A 15887-nucleotide genomic window follows, 5' to 3' on the forward strand; every position below is an offset into this window, starting at 1 on the left:
GATGTTTGCTCGCTCCACGTCCCGCCGCAGCCCCGGGCCGCTCGCTCGCGCATTCGAACGCTTTCTATTGAACCACGCCGCCGTCGCCGGCATTTGCGTCGCTATTCCAATGTTGCTGCTGATCCTCTCCTATCCGCTGTGGTGGAAGTTTCAGCCGAACGATATCGATCTCCTGGCCATGAACAGCGGCCCGACGGCAACGCACTGGTTCGGAACCGATGGCGTCGGCCGCGACGTGTTTGTGCGTGTTCTGGAAGGCGGGCGGATTTCGCTGTTCGTTGCCGCCGCATCGACCGTCCTTTCCGCGATCATCGGCTTCCTCTTCGGCGCCGTCTCGGCACTCGCCGGCCGGTGGGCTGATGCCGTCTCCATGCGCTTCGTCGATCTGGTGATGACCCTGCCGCCTGTCATCTTCCTGCTGGTGCTCGCCTCGATCGCCGGCACTGGCATCTGGCCGACGGTGCTGGTCATCTCGCTGCTCTCCTGGCCGCTTCTTGCGCGCATGGTCCGCTCGCGGCTTCTGGAACTGCGCGAACGCGATTTCGTCATGGCCTCGCGCGGTATGGGCGCCGGCATTGGACACCTGCTTTTTCGCCATGGCCTGCCGAACGCGATCGACATCCTCGTCGTCTACGCAACGCTGCAGATCGCCAATGCCATCCTGCTGGAGGCGGGTCTGTCCTTCCTCGGTCTCGGCATTGCCCCGCCTGCGGCAAGCTGGGGCAACATGCTGAACGCCGCCCGGTCGACCGCTGTGCTCGAACAATATCCCTGGCAATGGCTCTTCCCCGGCGGAGCGCTGATCCTTGCCGTGCTTGCAATCAACTTCATCGGCGATGGCCTCAGAGATGCCTTCGATCCCCGTGCCGAACTGAACTGACAACCGAAAGAAAGCAAACATGACCAAATTCAAGGGTGTCGTCCCCCCTGTCGTAACGCCGCTCAATCCGGATTTCACTGTCGACTATCCGTCCTATACGCGGGTTCTTGAACATCTGATCGATGCCGGCTGCCACGGCGTCTTCGTGCTCGGCTCGACAAGCGAAGTCGTCTTTCACGACGAAAAGACGCGGCGTGAGATCATCGAGCATTCGGCAAAGGTGGTGAACGGCCGCGTGCCGCTCATCGTCGGCGCCATCGATCCGACGACCGATCGCGTCATCGCGCACTCGAAGGTCGCGAAGGCCGCTGGGGCCGACGCGGTAGTGGTCACGGCACCCTTCTATACGGTCACCAGCCAATCCGAGATCCTCGATCATTTCCGCTATATCAGGGATGCGGTGGACGTTCCGCTGGTCGCCTACGACATTCCCGTCTGCGTCCATGTGAAGCTGCAGCGGCAGACCGTCGTGACGCTCGCCAAGGAAGGCACCGTCATCGGCCTCAAGGATTCAAGCGGCGACGACGGCAATTTCCGCTATGCGCTGCTCGATCTCGCCGCCCACGAGGATGTCTTCCTGATGACCGGCTCCGAGATCGTCGTCGATAATGCCTTGCTGATGGGCGCTCACGGTGTCGTTCCGGGCATCGCCAACGTCGACCCGCATGGCTATGTGCGCCTGTGGGACGCCGCACAGCGCGGCGATTGGGCCGCCGCTCGAAAAGAGCAGGAGCGCCTTTGCCGTCTCTTCGAAATCGTTTGGGTCGCCCAGGGCCGCGTTAGCGGCGGTGCATCCGGTATAGGCGCTTTCAAAGCCGCCATGCGCAGCCTCGGGATCATCGATAGCGCCATCATGCCGCGGCCCCGCGCTTCGCTGAACGCGGCTGAAACCGCACGGATCGATGAAATCCTGCGCGCAACCGGCCTGCTGAACTGAGGCACATAATGGAGCCGACCGCCGATCCCGTTCTCGATATCAGGGGGCTGCGAACGATCTTCCGTATCCGCGGCAGCGAGATCACGGCTGTCAACGATATCGATCTGACCATTGCAGCCGGTGAGACCCTGGCGCTCGTCGGCGAATCCGGGTCCGGCAAATCGGTGACCAGCCTTTCCGTCATGCGTTTGCTCACCCGCAATATCGGCCGGATCGCCGCGGGCACTATCCACCTGAAGCGCAAGAATGGCGCGGTCCGCAATCTGGTCTCTCTTGACGATGAGGATATGCGCAGGATCAGGGGCGATGATATTGGCATGGTGTTTCAGGAGCCGATGTCGAGCCTCAATCCCGTCTTCACGATCGGCGACCAGATATCGGAACCGATCCGCATTCATCGCGGCGCGGGTCGGAAAGCCGCGATGAATGCGGCCGTGCAACTCCTCGGCAGCGTCGGTATTCCGGATGCGAAGCGACGCGCCGGCCAATATCCGCATGAACTCTCTGGCGGCATGCGGCAGAGGGTGACGATCGCCATGGCGCTGGCGTGTGATCCGACATTGCTGATTGCCGATGAACCGACAACGGCGCTCGATGTGACGATCCAGGCGCAAATTCTCGATCTGCTCCTGAGGCTGCAACGCGAACGCGGCATGGCCATGCTGTTTATCACGCACAATCTCGGCGTTGTTGCGGAGATCGCCCATCGCGTTGCGGTCATGTATGCGGGCCGGATCGTCGAAGAGGGGCCGGTCGGCAAGGTCTTTGGCAATCCGCGCCACCCCTATACAATGGGCCTTCTCGCCTCCATGCCGCGTCTTGGCGATGCGGCGCGGATGAAACAGGCCGGTGAGAAGCTCGCCGCCATTCCGGGTGTGGTCCCCAGCCTGATGAACATGCCGGCCGGCTGCGCATTTTCCCCGCGCTGCAAATACGCGATCGATGCCTGCCGCGCCGCCGTGCCGGCGCTCGAAGAGGTCGGTCCGGGGCACCGCAGCCGCTGCATAAGATGGCAGGAGATCTAGATGAGCGAGCCTTTGCTCTCGGTTCGCGATCTCGGGAAACACTATACGTCCCGAGGCACGAAGCTGAATGTTCTTCAGAATATCTCCTTCGATATCGCCAAAGGCGAGGTCGTCGGGCTTGTTGGCGAATCCGGCAGCGGAAAAACCACGATCGGACGTTCGGTGCTGCGCCTCGTAGAACCCTCGGCAGGCAGCGTCCGCTTCGATGGCGTGGAACTGACCACGCTTTCCGCCTCCGCTCTAAGACGCACGCGGCCGCGCATGCAATATATTTTTCAGGACCCCTTCGCCAGCCTCTCGCCGCGCATGACGATCGGCGAAATCCTGACGGAAGGGCTGAATATCCAGCGCATCGGAACCGGCAAGGAACGGCTCGAGCGGGCGCATTCCGCCCTCGCCCAGGTCGACCTGCCTGGCGATGCGATCAATCGCTATGCACATGAATTTTCAGGCGGCCAGCGCCAGCGCATCGGCATCGCCCGCGCCTTGACCCTGTCGCCGGAATTCATCGTCGCCGACGAGCCGGTCTCCGCACTTGACGTCTCGATCCAGGCGCAGATCATCAATCTGCTGCGCGAATTGCAAATGCGACTCGGCCTGACCATGCTCTTCATTTCGCATGATCTGGCCGTCGTCGAATATATTTGCGACCGGGTGATCGTGCTCTATCTCGGCCGCATCATGGAAATTGCGCCGAGTGCCGATCTCTACGCCAGCCCACAGCATCCCTATACGAGCGCGCTGCTCTCGGCGATTCCCTCGACCAATCCCAATCTCCGCCGCGACCGCCAGATCCTCAGAGGTGACATACCGAGCCCGGCCAATCCACCCTCCGGCTGTGTCTTCCGCACCCGCTGTCCGTACGCATTGGACGCCTGCGGGAAGGCCATCCCGGAGCTGAGAGAGGTCGCGCCGGGTCATTTCAAGGCCTGCATTCGCGACGATTTGAATTGAGGGGCAATCAATGACGGCAAAAAAGCGGCATGCCATCGCCAGCAATTGGGCGACCCTTCTCCTGCCGATCGGGGTGAATGATGACATCGAATTCGCAAAGCTCGGCGAGGAAATCGATCTCCTGATCGCGGCCGGCGTCGACGGCATCTATTCGAATGGTACGGCGGGGGAATTCCATAGCCAGACCGAAGACGAATTCGACCGCATTCAATCGATGTTGGCCGAACGATGCGCTGCTGCCAGTATGAACTTCGTCATCGGCGCTTGCCAACCGGATGCTCGCATCATGCTGGAGCGGGTTCGGCGTTCGGCGCTCCTGAAACCGCTGGCGATTCAAGTTATCCTGCCCGACTGGTGGCCTGTAACGGATCGGGAAGCGATCGATTTTTTGAACCAGGCTGTCGATGTCGGAAGCGGCATTCCGCTGATCCTCTATAACCCACCGCATGCCAAGCGTGTCCTGACGCCGGAAGAACTGGGCAGGGTCTGCGCTGCGGCACCAGGCGTCATCGGCGCCAAGGTGGCTGATGGCGACAAGCAATGGTACGCGGACGCGCGCCAGCACCTTTCGGAACTCTCACTCTTTGTCCCCGGCCATCATCTTGCAACCGGTATTATGGAGGGTATTGCGGCGGGATCCTTTTCCAATGTCGCCTGTCTAAGCCCCCGAGGCGCGCAGATGTGGACCGCATCCATGCAGGACGACATCCATGCCGCACTCGCTTTGGAGCGCCGAATTTGCAAGTTCATGGAAACCCACATCGTCCCCTATCGCCAGCGATTAGGCTATTCGAACGCAGCGCTCGACAAGCTTCTCTGCGCCATCGGCAACTGGGGACCCGTCGGCACGCGCCTGCGCTGGCCGTACCGTTCGATCGACATGAGCGAGGCAGAAAGGCTCCGCGATGTCGCGCGGACGGAGCTGAGCGAACTTTTTGCGTAATTAATATCACCGCGAATATCCGCAGTATGCAAGTGACACTGCTCATCCGCCCGCTGCGGCGAATCCACGAATTTGCCGGTCTGCCGACTGCAACAGCTCGAAAGCCCGATAACGGTTCCTGTGTAGCGTCTCGATCGTGCCGCCTGCAGGCGAGAAGACTGTCGAGAGGCTCGACATTGCTTTCATCGCCTCCAGCAGCGAAACATAGCGTCCGGCGGAAACGGCTCCCAGCATCGCCGCGCCAAGCAATACCGGCTCCTCGGCATTGGCGATCGCCACCGGGGTGTTCGTCGTATCGGCCAGAAGCTGCCGCACGAGATTGCTTTGCGCGGCGCCGCCGCTCGCAACGATCGTACCAATGTCGATGCCGTCTTTTGACAGCGTCTCCAAAAGCTGCCTGAGGCCATAGCCGATACCGCAGAGACCGGCGACATAGAGCGAAATCAGGTCGGCGATTTCGACCTCAAGTCCAACGCCCGCGATCACCGCGCGGGCGTCGGGATCGGCATGGGGTGACCGGTTTCCGAGGAATTCCGGAACCACATGGACAGACTTTGCAAGCTCGACGGCACGCGTCAGGTCAGGGCACAATTCGGTCGCTTGACGGTCAAGCCACGCAACCAGGGAAAGGCTTTCCATTTCCGCCTTGGCGCGCGCCTCGGCAGATGCGGGATGCATCGTAACCAGATGGTCGATCGCCGCTCCCGCTGCCGACTGGCCGCCTTCGGTCAGCCAGAGCCCCGGTATCATTGCCGAGTAATATGGTCCCCATACGCCCCCGACAAAGACGGGATTGTCGCTCGAAGCCATCGAGCAGGCCGATGTGCCGAAGACATAGGCAAGTCTGTTTTGCACTTTCGATTGGCCATCTGCGCCGTCCCCTCCGAGCGTGCCGACGCCGCCCGCATGGGCATCGATCAGCGCCGCTCCGACGGAGGTTCCGATCGGCAATCCTAGATCACGTGCTGCAGCCTCGGTCAGCCCGCTTGCAAGTGCGGCGCCGGGTTCGACGATGTCCGTACCGAGTCTCGAAAAGCCTTCGGCTGCCAGCTCTGCCAGGCCGATAGCCTTGAAATAGTCCGCATCCCAACGCTTCTCATGGGCAAGATAGGTCCACTTACAGGTAACGGTGCAGACCGATCGGCTGAGCGAGCCCGTCGCACGCCAGGTGAGATAGTCCGCAAGGTCGAAGAAGTGATCGGCAGCCGCAAAGGACTGCGGCAGATTGCGCTTCAGCCAGAGAAGCTTCGGGGTTTCCATCTCCGGCGAGATAGTACCTCCAACGTAACGCAGAACCCCGTGATTGCCGCTGTTGATTTCGGCCGCTTCGCCGGCGGCGCGATGGTCCATCCAGACGATGATGTTGCGATCCGGATCGCCAGACGGCCCGACGGCAACCGGCGCGCCGTCAACCTTGACGACGACGAGAGAGCAGGTCGCGTCGAAACCCAGCCCGGCGACGGCAGTGGCCTGGATTCCGGCCGAGGCGACGGCTTCCTTGACGCTGTCGCAAACCGCTCGCCATATCTGTTCGCTGGATTGCTCGACAATGCTGCCGGCCTCATGCCAGATCCTGATCGGGCGTTTTGCCGAAGCCAGCAGACTACCGTTCTCCGTGAAGACACCCGCCCGGGCGCTGCCTGTACCGACGTCGACACCGATGAAATATTGCGTCATTTTCAGAGGTCCGTGCTGTTCGGAAGGATGACGAGATCGCGGATCGTGACGTTGCGAGGTCTGGACAGCATGAACAAGACCGCCTCGGCAACCTCCGTCGCTTCCATCAGTCCGCCTGCCGCGATGGTTTCATCGAGCTTTGCCTTGGGCCAGTCGCTGATCAGGGCCGTTACCACCGGGCCGGGAGCAACTGCACCCACGCGAATACCATGTTTGGCGACTTGCCTTCGCACTGTATGAACGAAGGCCTGCACCGCATGCTTGGAGGCCGTATAGATCGGCTCCCAGACGACGGGAACCAGGCCGGCGATGGAACTGGTCATGATGATATCGCCGGTTTTCCTTTCGACCATGTGCGGCAATACTGCCTGGACCGATCTGAAGGCCGCGTTGACGTTCAGGTTCAGCATCCGGTCCCAGGCGTCGGGATCCCCATCGACCACCTCGCCGCCAATATAGGAGCCGGCATTGGCATGAAAGATATCGAGCTTTCCGAACCTCTCCAATATCTGCGGCATCATGGTCGCGACGCTGGCGGGATTGGTGAGGTCGATGACCAGAGGAAAAGCCTCCGGACCAAGCTCGGAACATATGTTCTTCAGGGACTCCTCGGCCCTGTCGACGAGGGCAACGCTGACGCCCTCTTGCAATAGCGATTTAGCGCATTCAAGGCCGATCCCCGAGGCTGCCCCGGTGATCGCCGCGACCTTTCCAGAAAGTTCCTGTCTCATATCAATCCTTACCTTGGTCGTTGTATCAGGCCCGGCCGTGGGAGACTCTCGACCGGCGCGCCAGCGAGTCGACGATGACGGCAATGGCGAGGACAGCACCGGTGATCATGTAGCGAAGGGCCGAGGACAGATCGAGCATCGTCAGCCCGCTTGCGATCGACTGGATGACGATGATGCCGAGCAGCGCCGAATATGCGCTACCGCGGCCGCCGAAGAGGCTCGTTCCGCCGATGACGGCAGCGGCGATCGCATTCAGGTTGACATCGCCCGTACCGGCCTGCTGGCTTGCCGAAGCCAGCCGCGCCGCCGCGAGCACGCCGCCGAGCGCCGCAAACATCGCGCAGAGAACGAAGGCGCTCGTATAGATGAACCGGACATTGATGCCCGCGCGCCGCGCCGCCTCACGATTGCCGCCGACAGCCGCCATTGATCGGCCCCATTGGGTCCGCGTCAGCGCATAATTCATGATGATGGCGAGCGCTACGAAGAGCGCGAACATCCACGGGATGCCACGGTCCTGATTGAGGTAGAAGGCGACGAATTCGAGCGCGACGGTGATCGCGACAGCACGCACCACAAGGCCGCCGACGGAACGAGAGGAGAGATTGGCCTCGCGGCGGCGCAGAGCCGCACGATAACCCGAAACCAGCATCACGATGCCGGGAAGCAACGCGAAGACATAAGCGAGCGGACGCGGGATGACCATGAGCTGGCCGAAGTTCACGATCGCCGACCCATAGGGCAGGTTGATCGAACCCGTGGCGCCAAGCAGGTAGAGCTGCATGCCGAGCACCGCTAGCAGGCCCGCCAAGGTCGAAACGAAGCTCGGCATTCCCAGGCGATTGAAAAGCAGGGCATAGAGCGAACCGATTAACCCACCGACGAGAAGTGCGGCGATAACGGCAATAGCTACCGGCCAGCCCTCGTTGACCCAGAGCATGCCGACCATGGCGGAAGCAAAGCCGCTGATCGAGCCGACAGATAGATCGATCTCCCCCACCATCAGAACGCAGACAATTCCGAGCGAGATGACGCCGACCGTCGATGCATCGAACAGGAGGTTCGCAAGGTTGTTGCTCGAAAGGAACGTCGGATTGAGGGTGCCGAAGACAGTCCAGATGATGATGAGACCAACGACCACCGGCAGCGAGCCGAGATCGCCCGAGCGCACCTTGTCGATCGACGCGCGGATCGTGCCACTAAGACCTGCTTCGTGTTTGACACGAATATCGCTGCGGTCGAGGAGCGTTCCCGCCTGTTTGATGTCGCTGGTCATATCTGACCCTCCTGCCCTATTTGCCGCTGTGCCTGACGGCGGCCGGCGCGGCGCGAAACGGCATTTTCCGTGGCGCCGGTAATCGCGCTGACCAGTTCCTGGTTCGATGCGTCAGGGTAGAAAATTCCGTTGTTCCGGCCGAGCCGCAACACGACGATGCGATCCGCCACGGCCCGAACGTCTTCCATGTTGTGGCTGATCATGACCACCCCCAGGCCTCGATCGCGGACGCGCTCGATGAGGTTCAGAACCTCGGCCGTCTGGGCGACCCCGAGGGCTGCCGTCGGCTCATCGAGCAGGATGAGTTTCGGCTCCAGAAGCAGCGAACGGGCGATCGCCACCGTCTGGCGTTGCCCGCCGGAGAGCGATGCGATCGGAATACGGACACTTGGGATGCGGGCCGAAAGTTCGTTCAGCAGCGTCCAGGCACGGACCTCCATCGCGGTCTCGTCCAGTCGCAGCGGACTGAGTTCCCGCCCGAGGAAGATATTGGCGACGACATCCAGATTTTCACAGAGCGCCAGATCCTGGAAGACGGTGGCAATGCCCAGATGCAGGGCGGTGCTGGGGTCGCTCAGCGTCACCTTGGAACCGCGAAAGGTGATCGTGCCGGCACTCGGCTGGTGGACGCCGGCGAGAATCTTGACGAGCGTCGACTTGCCGGCACCGTTGTCGCCCACGAGAGCGACGACTTCGCCCGCATGCACATCCAGATCGATATCGGTCAGCGCCGACACCGCGCCGAAATGTTTGGAGATGCCTCGCAGGCTGAGCACCAACTCGCCTGCCGCGGCTGTCTGGTCGGAAGCGTCAGTCATATGTCGCGAGCCTTTCTATATGAACGGAACAGGATGAGTTCCCGGTCCTCCGGCCGCCCGTAAGCGGCCGGAGGAATTGGCGGGAGGATATGATCACTTCGCGATACCGAGCTTCTTGCAGCCTTCCGCATAGCGATCTCCGCAGAGCTGCTCCGCAGTCTGGATCGGCTTGTCGTTGACCTGCTTGTCGATGATCTCTGCCTTCAGGTTCTCCGCGGTAACGAGTGCAGGCACGAAGAGTTGCGTCGGCGTGTCGAAGAGTTTCGTATCGGCCTTCGGCGTTTCGCCCGACAGCAACTGAATTGCGACATTCGCCGCTGCCGCGGCAACGATCTCGCTCGGCTTGGAGATCGTGTTGTACTGGTCGCCGGCGATGATGAGCTGCAGGCCTGCGATCGTCGCGTCATTGCCGGTAACCGGCGGCACGGGATCGACGCCGGCGGCCTTGAAAGCGGCAACAGCCGCTCCGCCGGTGCCGTCATTGGCTGCGACAACACCCAGGATCTTCTTGCCGAAGCGGGTGATCTGGCCGCTTGCCCATTGCTGTGCCTTCGGCGGCGCCCATTCCGGGGTGTCGAACTCGGCAAGCACCGGATAGCCGCCTTCAGCAAGACCGGCATGGATGCCCTTCTTGATCAGGCCTGCCGCCGCATCGGTCGGCGAACCGTTGATTTCCAGAAGGCCGCCATCACCAGCTTTCACGTTTTTCGCCTTCAGATGATCGACTAGCGATTTGGCGATCATCTTGCCGATTTCCTCGTTGTTGAAGGAAACATAATAGTCGGCCACCGCCGATGGGATCGGACGGTCATAGGCAATGACCTTTACGCCCTGGCTCTGCGCCATCTTGACGAGAGACGCTGCCGCCGTCGAGTCGACCGGATCGAGCACGATTGCCTTCGCGCCCTGAGAAATCGCGGAGTTGAACTGCTGCTGTTGACGCGAAGCGTCGCCGTTTGCATTCTGATAGATGACCTTGCAGCCGGCGCAGAGCTTCTTCATCTCTGCCTGGAAACCCGGATAGTCATGCTCCTCGTAGCGCGTCGAGCTCTGATCGGGCATCAGGAAAGCGACCGTCGCGTCCGTCACTTTCGCGGACTGGGCAAATGCGGACGTGCCGCTCAGAAGACCGATGGCGAGTGTTGCAACGCCTGCAAGTTTCAATGCGAATTGGGTCATTGGAATTCCTCCGCTCCAAATGATAGTTGTGTCGATGAAGCCTCGGCTCATGTCTTGAGCGCGATGCTTATGAGCTGATTTCCGGGCAAAGGTTCCCCTTCGGGTCATTCGCATGACCCGGTCCTCCTTGCCCCGATTGTCTGGTCTCTCCTCCCGGTCCTCCTTGTTTTACGCGGCCTCCACCGCTCTTACGTTCTGTGCCAGCAATGTTCTGAAGCGCGAGGGCGCCATGCCCTTCTGATCCAGAAAACGACGATTGAAGTTCGAGATATTGTTGAAACCCGCGGCAAAGCAGATGTCGGTTATCGACATTTCGGCTTTGCTCATCAGCAGGTGGCAGGCGAAGTTGATCCGCAGCCGATTGACGTATTGAACGAGCGCCATGCCGGTATGCCGGCGGAAGCTGCGGGAAAACGAACTCGGGCTCTGGCCGGTCAACTCGGCAAGATCAGCTTCGCTGAACGGCTCCGTCAGATGCGTGTTGATATAGGCCAACGCATGGTTGACCCCGGCCGACATGAATCCAGAAGGATCGGGATGATAACGCGTGCTGGCGAGAGTGCTGGCATTCTGGGCGCTGCTCAATGCATTGAGCACATTCATGAAAAGTTCGATGCGACGAATTCCCTTCGCTTCGACCAATTCACCGAGGATCGGCCCGACAACCGCTGCCGTTTCCGGCGCAAACAGCACGCCACGGCGGCTCATCTCCAGAATGTCGATACATCCGGAAAGCTCGGGAAAAACCCTGTTTGCGTCAGCAAAGAAGGATTCGGAGAACTGAAGGACCCGGCAGCGCAGCGGCAGGCATGTGCCCGGAGGCACATCGCTCACCCAGTTGTGCGGCAGGTTCGGGCCTGTGAGCACGAGATTTCCCGGCTCGAATTCCCCGATGAAATCGCCCACGAAATATTGCCCCGTCGTTGCGACGACATGGTGGATTTCATATTCGGGATGGAAGTGCCAGCGGACCGTGCGATAGGGATAGCCATGTTCCCATGCCTTGAAGGACTCGGCGCTGCCGATCGCGACCACTTCCAAATCTGGATTCATGTCGTCCTCCTGCCTGCACTCGGCTGGGCTTATTCCCCGCCGGCACCTCCTCCCAGAGGCCATTGTTTCTTTTCCGACAATGGGACTTTACGCGCGGATATCCATGGCCGCTACTACGCCATCGACGCAAGACTGATACTTTTTTGACAATTCTTCGGCGTTTTGTTGGCCGATCGCATAGTAGCAGAGATCGGCCCTCCGCAATGGATAGTTGCTTATCCGCGGTGATGGACACAGCTTTGGAGGCACCGATGAGACCAGCTTGGGCGCTAAGCCGGACCTGCGGAATAGGCGCACTTCTCGCGCCAGCCGACAGGCGTCATGTCGGTGACACGGCGGAATTCGCGGTTGAAATTCGATTTCGTCAGGAAACCGGCTTCCAGCATGATCTCGGTTACCGATCGCTCGGTTTCGGCCAGCAGGCGGCATGCCTCGGCGATGCGATAATCGTTGACATATTGCGAGACGTTCTTGGCCATGCTCCGGTTGATGGCGACCGAAATGCGCCGCGATGGTATCCCTGCCTTACGGGCCAGACGCTCAAGATTGAGATTGGCGTCGCGGTAGAGCTTTTTCTCCTGCATCAGCTCATGGATTTTGGCGATCGTATCCTTGTCTTCGGCGAGGTCATATGGAGGCGCGGCCTCCAAGCTTTCGGTGGGCGTGGAGTTGCGGCTGGCCGCGGCTGCCGCAGTGCCGAGCATGAACAGGCCGAGAAGATTGGCGATGCTGATGATCATGCCGGCATGCGCGCCACGGGTCGATTCGAAATCGAACAGCACCAGTGCGTCGACCATTGCTGAGAAACACAATGCGCCAGCGGCAAAGACGAGCGCGCGATGGGCCGGCTGCGCCGCTTCGAAGGGCGCAAGGCGCAGCACGTCGGGACCGGACCGGACGAGCCAGAGCAGTGCGAGGGCGTAGGCCACGTAAATCAGGATCATGGCGATATCGATAGCCTCCGGCCAGACGACGACCAGCAAGGCGATGACAACAGCAGGAAAGCCATAGAATATCAAAAGAGCGGGCCAGCGGCGGCGGCTGTCCGCACCCAACCTGCGAACACCGGCATAAACAAGGGGCGGCATGATCGTTGCCAAGGCGAGCGTCAGATGGCCGACCTGCTGCAAGCCATAGCCCCAGCGCAGCCCAACGAAAACCGACTGCAAGGCACAAGCCAGAAGCAGGACGAGGAAAGGGCGGTTTGCCGCCAGCTCGTCATCACGCCGCACCACTGTCAGAAACAGCAGAAGAAGCATGAAGGCGACGACGAACGGCAGCGGCACGAACAGCATGAGACCCTTCCCCGGGGCAACCATATTTGCCGCCACTATGGCCTGACTCGCGGCTCCCGGCGATCCAGATCGCGATCTGAGACGTGCTGAATCATGATCGAGGTCGCCCAATACGCTTCGGTGGCGGACATTGACGCCGTAAACGTCTGGAGACCCGCCCATGAATTCTGACGCGAATATCGCAACTCGGCTTCGGTCGCTATCGATCGAGCGCGTTGAGCCGCCTCCCCGCGCCTCACGCCCCACCGGCCGATTGCGGATGCTCGGTATGATACTGGCAGGCACGGCCGCAACATTCGCGGCCGTCTATTTCACCCCCGTGCCATCCGATGCGCCTTGGAAACCTTTCGCGACGAGAATTGTCACCGAGCCGGCAAAAGGGACCGAAACGTCCTCACAAAGCAAAGCTCCCACCGCCCAGGAGCAAACTGCAAAACCCCTGCCCCAAACGATTGTCGGGTCCGGCTATGTCGTTGCCGGGCGGATGATCACCCTGCGGCCGGAGATAGGCGGCAGAGTGGTCGACCTGCCGCTGGATGTCGGCGATCATTTTCTGGCGGGACAGGTCATTGCCCGTCTGGATAAGACGACGGATGAGATTGAGCTGAGGATTGCCAAATCCCAGGCCGCTGCCGCCGTCGCAGCGGCACGCCGCGTCGAGGTTTCGCTGGAGCAGGCCCGCAAAACCCTCGAACGCACCAAGCTCCTTCTCGAGCGCGGTGTCGTCGCGACCAGCAACCTCGACGCCGATAGCCTGGCGGTCGTGCAATTGACCAGCGATCTCGACTCTGCGCGGCAGTCAGCCGAGACCGCGCGACTGCAGGTGGAGAAGCAGGAAAGAACCCTGTCGCTCCATCAGATTGTCGCGCCTTTCGATGGCGTGGTCGTCACCCGGCTGGTTGGCCTCGGCGATATGGTTGCTTCGGGAACGGATGGCGGCGGGCCGCGAGACGGGATCGCAATCCTTCTCGACCCGAACTCCCTGACCATCGATGCCGATATCGCGCAGTCCAATGCCGCACGGATACAGCCCGGCCAGACGGCGGTGGCCATTCTCGACGCCTTTCTTGACCACCCCTTCAAAATGCGGGTGCGGACCATCGTGCCGGAGGCCTCGCTGCAGAAAGGCACCGTGACCGCCCGGCTGGAATTCCTGACGCCACCCTCCCGGGTGCTGCCCAACATGGCCGCAAAGGTCACTTTGGACGCTCCGGACCTTCAAGCAAACCTGGACAAAAGAGGATTTTGAAATGGATGAGAGCGCATCGACGCCGGAAGACGGCAGCATTTCGATCAATAATGTGCGCAAGGATTACCGCATCGGAAAGAACGCCGTGACGATCTTTTCGGATCTGACCATGACGATCCGAGGGGGCGATTTCGTCGCGATCGTCGGCCCTTCCGGCTCCGGCAAATCCACGCTTCTGAACCTTATCGGCGGCATCGACCGCCCCGATGCCGGCGACATCAATTTCGGCCATGCGCGCATCAGCCGAATGAACGAAAGCGCCCTGACAAAGTGGCGAGGCGCCAATATCGGCTTCGTATTTCAGTTCTATAATCTGATGCCGATGCTGACGGCGGAGCAGAATATCGAGCTTCCACTGTTGCTGACGAGTCTGACCGGACGCCAGCGTCGCGAGCGGGTCGAAACGATCCTCTCCCTCGTCGGCCTCACCGACCGGCGCAAGCATCTACCGTCGGAACTTTCAGGCGGCCAACAGCAGCGGGTGGGGATCGCCAGGGCGCTGGCAAGCGATCCGAAACTGCTGCTCTGCGACGAGCCAACCGGCGATCTCGATCGCGAGTCCGCTGAAGACGTGCTCGCCATGCTGCGCATTCTCAACTCGGAGCTCGGCAAGACCATCGTCATGGTCACCCATGACGATGCGGCGGCGCGCTCCGCCAGACGTGTTCTGCGCCTGGACAAAGGCCATTTTGTCGAACGCGAGGCTGCGTAATCATCATGAGCCGCTTCACTCTCATTCGCCGGACCATGGCACGCAAACCGATGCGCAGCGCCCTGCTGATCGCGAGCATCGCCATCGCCTTCTTCATCCACCTCATCCTGACGAGTTTCGAACATGGCTTCCTGGGTGGTGAGGTAGATTCGGAGCGTCTGATCGTGACCAACAAGGTTGGCGACACGCTTCCTCTCCCGATCAGCTATTACGACAAGATCCTGGCCCTGCCCGATGTCGCTGCGGCAACCTACATGGCGCGCAGCCGCGCGACCTACCGGACACCGGCGAATTTTCTGGGCCTGACGGCGGCGGAGCCCGGCACCTTCGCCGGCTTCATCGGCGATCAATACGATATCCCCGCCGATGCTCTCAGCCGCTTCGCCCAAATCCGGAACGGCGCGATCGCCGGACGGAGCATCGCAACACAGGAGGGTTGGGTGCTCGGCCAGAAGATCACGCTGAATACCTCCAGCTTCTTCAAGACCGACGGCAGTTCGGACTTCGAATTCGAAATCGTCGGCATATTGGATGGCAAGCAATCCGCCGATACCCATTTCGTGATGGCGCGGTATGACTACGTCAATTTCGAGCGCAGTACCGACCGCGACACCGTCAGCAGCTTCGGCATCGTGCCGAAGAACGGTGTCCGCGCCGACGACGTCATCAAAGCCGTCGACACCCTCTTTGCCAACTCCGCTTACGAGACACGGACGAGGACGGAAGCCGAGTTCATGCGGGCCTTTATCGCACAGTTTGCCGATATCGCGACCATCGTGCGTCTGGTGATCGGCGTGGCGTTCGTGACCATCCTGATGATCGTCGCCAACACTATGTTCTTCGTCATCCGCGAACGGACACGGGAGATCGGCGTGCTGAAGGTCCTCGGCTTTTCGCGGCGCTTCATCCTCGGCAATATTCTGGCTGAGACCTTCGCCCTGTTTGCGGTAGGCCTGAGCTTCGGCCTCGGTTTTGCCTTTACGGCTGTCATGTTTCTGCGCGAGCCGCTGCGCACGATCGTGCCGGATCTCGTGCTCACCCCCGCGATCATTCTCGAAGCAACCGGCCTCGCTGTCCTGCTGGCGCTCGCAACGGGTGTCGCGCCGGCCTTCAATGCCATTCGAGTGCCGCCCAACGCCGCTTTAAGAGAAAGATGAG

Annotated in this window: 15 protein-coding genes; 8 read left to right on the top strand and 7 right to left on the bottom strand. The window is 60.9% G+C overall.

Features of this window, described 5'->3' with window-relative positions:
- Position 1: 1 nt before the first annotated feature.
- The 5 genes from ACXHXG_RS25715 to ACXHXG_RS25735 are packed head-to-tail and all read left to right on the top strand — an operon-like array spanning position 2 to position 4739.
- A complete protein-coding gene (locus ACXHXG_RS25715; protein WP_457901188.1) occupies positions 2-880 on the top strand; it encodes an ABC transporter permease in 879 nt (292 codons plus the stop codon).
- A 19-nt stretch (positions 881-899) separates the two neighbouring features.
- Complete coding sequence (locus ACXHXG_RS25720; protein ID WP_457901189.1) at positions 900-1817, top strand: dihydrodipicolinate synthase family protein; 918 nt, start codon at positions 900-902, stop codon at positions 1815-1817.
- An 8-nt stretch (positions 1818-1825) separates the two neighbouring features.
- Entirely contained in the window at positions 1826-2842 is a 1017-nt protein-coding gene (locus ACXHXG_RS25725) for an ABC transporter ATP-binding protein (RefSeq protein WP_457901190.1), read from the top strand.
- Positions 2843-3796: an ABC transporter ATP-binding protein gene (locus ACXHXG_RS25730; protein WP_457901191.1), complete on the top strand. Its 954-nt coding sequence runs from the start codon at positions 2843-2845 to the stop codon at positions 3794-3796.
- A gap of 10 nt (positions 3797-3806) precedes the next feature.
- Entirely contained in the window at positions 3807-4739 is a 933-nt protein-coding gene (locus ACXHXG_RS25735) for a dihydrodipicolinate synthase family protein (protein WP_457901192.1), read from the top strand.
- Positions 4740-4781: 42 nt separating this feature from the next.
- On the opposite strand, the gene ACXHXG_RS25740 is transcribed toward ACXHXG_RS25735, so the two are convergent.
- The 7 genes from ACXHXG_RS25740 to ACXHXG_RS25770 all read right to left on the bottom strand — a co-directional run bounded on the left by ACXHXG_RS25740 (position 4782) and on the right by ACXHXG_RS25770 (position 12768).
- A complete protein-coding gene (locus tag ACXHXG_RS25740; protein WP_457901193.1) occupies positions 4782-6416 on the bottom strand; it encodes an FGGY-family carbohydrate kinase in 1635 nt (544 codons plus the stop codon).
- Positions 6417-6418: 2 nt separating this feature from the next.
- Positions 6419-7147: an SDR family oxidoreductase gene (locus ACXHXG_RS25745; RefSeq protein WP_104826524.1), complete on the bottom strand. Its 729-nt coding sequence runs from the start codon at positions 7145-7147 to the stop codon at positions 6419-6421.
- Between the two features lie 25 nt (positions 7148-7172).
- A complete protein-coding gene (locus ACXHXG_RS25750) occupies positions 7173-8423 on the bottom strand; it encodes a sugar ABC transporter permease (RefSeq protein WP_457901194.1) in 1251 nt (416 codons plus the stop codon).
- Positions 8420-9241, bottom strand: coding sequence for an ATP-binding cassette domain-containing protein (locus ACXHXG_RS25755; RefSeq protein ID WP_104826522.1), 822 nt, complete (start codon positions 9239-9241; stop codon positions 8420-8422). Before ACXHXG_RS25755 ends, ACXHXG_RS25750 begins: the two co-directional genes overlap by 4 nt.
- Positions 9242-9334: 93 nt before the next feature.
- Positions 9335-10420 (bottom strand): ABC transporter substrate-binding protein, encoded by a 1086-nt coding sequence (locus tag ACXHXG_RS25760; protein WP_283054228.1) that lies wholly within the window; start codon positions 10418-10420, stop codon positions 9335-9337.
- 168 nt (positions 10421-10588) lie between these two features.
- On the bottom strand, positions 10589-11473 hold the full coding sequence (locus ACXHXG_RS25765; protein ID WP_260304950.1) for an AraC family transcriptional regulator: 885 nt from the start codon (positions 11471-11473) through the stop codon (positions 10589-10591).
- A 269-nt stretch (positions 11474-11742) separates the two neighbouring features.
- Complete coding sequence (locus tag ACXHXG_RS25770) at positions 11743-12768, bottom strand: helix-turn-helix domain-containing protein (RefSeq protein ID WP_457901392.1); 1026 nt, start codon at positions 12766-12768, stop codon at positions 11743-11745.
- A gap of 160 nt (positions 12769-12928) precedes the next feature.
- Here ACXHXG_RS25770 and ACXHXG_RS25775 point away from each other — a divergent pair, with 160 nt between their 5' ends.
- The 3 genes from ACXHXG_RS25775 to ACXHXG_RS25785 are packed head-to-tail and all read left to right on the top strand — an operon-like array spanning position 12929 to position 15886.
- Complete coding sequence (locus ACXHXG_RS25775; RefSeq protein ID WP_457901195.1) at positions 12929-14017, top strand: efflux RND transporter periplasmic adaptor subunit; 1089 nt, start codon at positions 12929-12931, stop codon at positions 14015-14017.
- 1 nt (position 14018) lies between these two features.
- Positions 14019-14729: an ABC transporter ATP-binding protein gene (locus tag ACXHXG_RS25780; protein ID WP_283051490.1), complete on the top strand. Its 711-nt coding sequence runs from the start codon at positions 14019-14021 to the stop codon at positions 14727-14729.
- 5 nt (positions 14730-14734) lie between these two features.
- Complete coding sequence (locus tag ACXHXG_RS25785) at positions 14735-15886, top strand: ABC transporter permease (RefSeq protein ID WP_457901196.1); 1152 nt, start codon at positions 14735-14737, stop codon at positions 15884-15886.
- The last annotated feature ends 1 nt before the right edge of the window (position 15887 follow it).

Source organism: Rhizobium sp. LEGMi-198b (genome assembly GCF_054114205.1).

What these genes read in the sequence shown, in the direction of transcription:
- ACXHXG_RS25745 (WP_104826524.1), bottom strand. Translation starts at nt 7,147, where the DNA reads ATGAGACAGGAACTTTCTGGAAAGGTCGCGGCGATCACCGGGGCAGCC.
- ACXHXG_RS25715 (WP_457901188.1), top strand. Translation starts at nt 2, where the DNA reads ATGTTTGCTCGCTCCACGTCCCGCCGCAGCCCCGGGCCGCTCGCTCGC.
- ACXHXG_RS25725 (WP_457901190.1), top strand. Translation starts at nt 1,826, where the DNA reads ATGGAGCCGACCGCCGATCCCGTTCTCGATATCAGGGGGCTGCGAACG.
- ACXHXG_RS25720 (WP_457901189.1), top strand. Translation starts at nt 900, where the DNA reads ATGACCAAATTCAAGGGTGTCGTCCCCCCTGTCGTAACGCCGCTCAAT.
- ACXHXG_RS25760 (WP_283054228.1), bottom strand. Translation starts at nt 10,420, where the DNA reads ATGACCCAATTCGCATTGAAACTTGCAGGCGTTGCAACACTCGCCATC.
- ACXHXG_RS25730 (WP_457901191.1), top strand. Translation starts at nt 2,843, where the DNA reads ATGAGCGAGCCTTTGCTCTCGGTTCGCGATCTCGGGAAACACTATACG.
- ACXHXG_RS25755 (WP_104826522.1), bottom strand. Translation starts at nt 9,241, where the DNA reads ATGACTGACGCTTCCGACCAGACAGCCGCGGCAGGCGAGTTGGTGCTC.
- ACXHXG_RS25735 (WP_457901192.1), top strand. Translation starts at nt 3,807, where the DNA reads ATGACGGCAAAAAAGCGGCATGCCATCGCCAGCAATTGGGCGACCCTT.
- ACXHXG_RS25740 (WP_457901193.1), bottom strand. Translation starts at nt 6,416, where the DNA reads ATGACGCAATATTTCATCGGTGTCGACGTCGGTACAGGCAGCGCCCGG.
- ACXHXG_RS25780 (WP_283051490.1), top strand. Translation starts at nt 14,019, where the DNA reads ATGGATGAGAGCGCATCGACGCCGGAAGACGGCAGCATTTCGATCAAT.
- ACXHXG_RS25750 (WP_457901194.1), bottom strand. Translation starts at nt 8,423, where the DNA reads ATGACCAGCGACATCAAACAGGCGGGAACGCTCCTCGACCGCAGCGAT.
- ACXHXG_RS25775 (WP_457901195.1), top strand. Translation starts at nt 12,929, where the DNA reads ATGAATTCTGACGCGAATATCGCAACTCGGCTTCGGTCGCTATCGATC.
- ACXHXG_RS25765 (WP_260304950.1), bottom strand. Translation starts at nt 11,473, where the DNA reads ATGAATCCAGATTTGGAAGTGGTCGCGATCGGCAGCGCCGAGTCCTTC.
- ACXHXG_RS25785 (WP_457901196.1), top strand. Translation starts at nt 14,735, where the DNA reads ATGAGCCGCTTCACTCTCATTCGCCGGACCATGGCACGCAAACCGATG.
- ACXHXG_RS25770 (WP_457901392.1), bottom strand. Translation starts at nt 12,768, where the DNA reads ATGCTGTTCGTGCCGCTGCCGTTCGTCGTCGCCTTCATGCTTCTTCTG.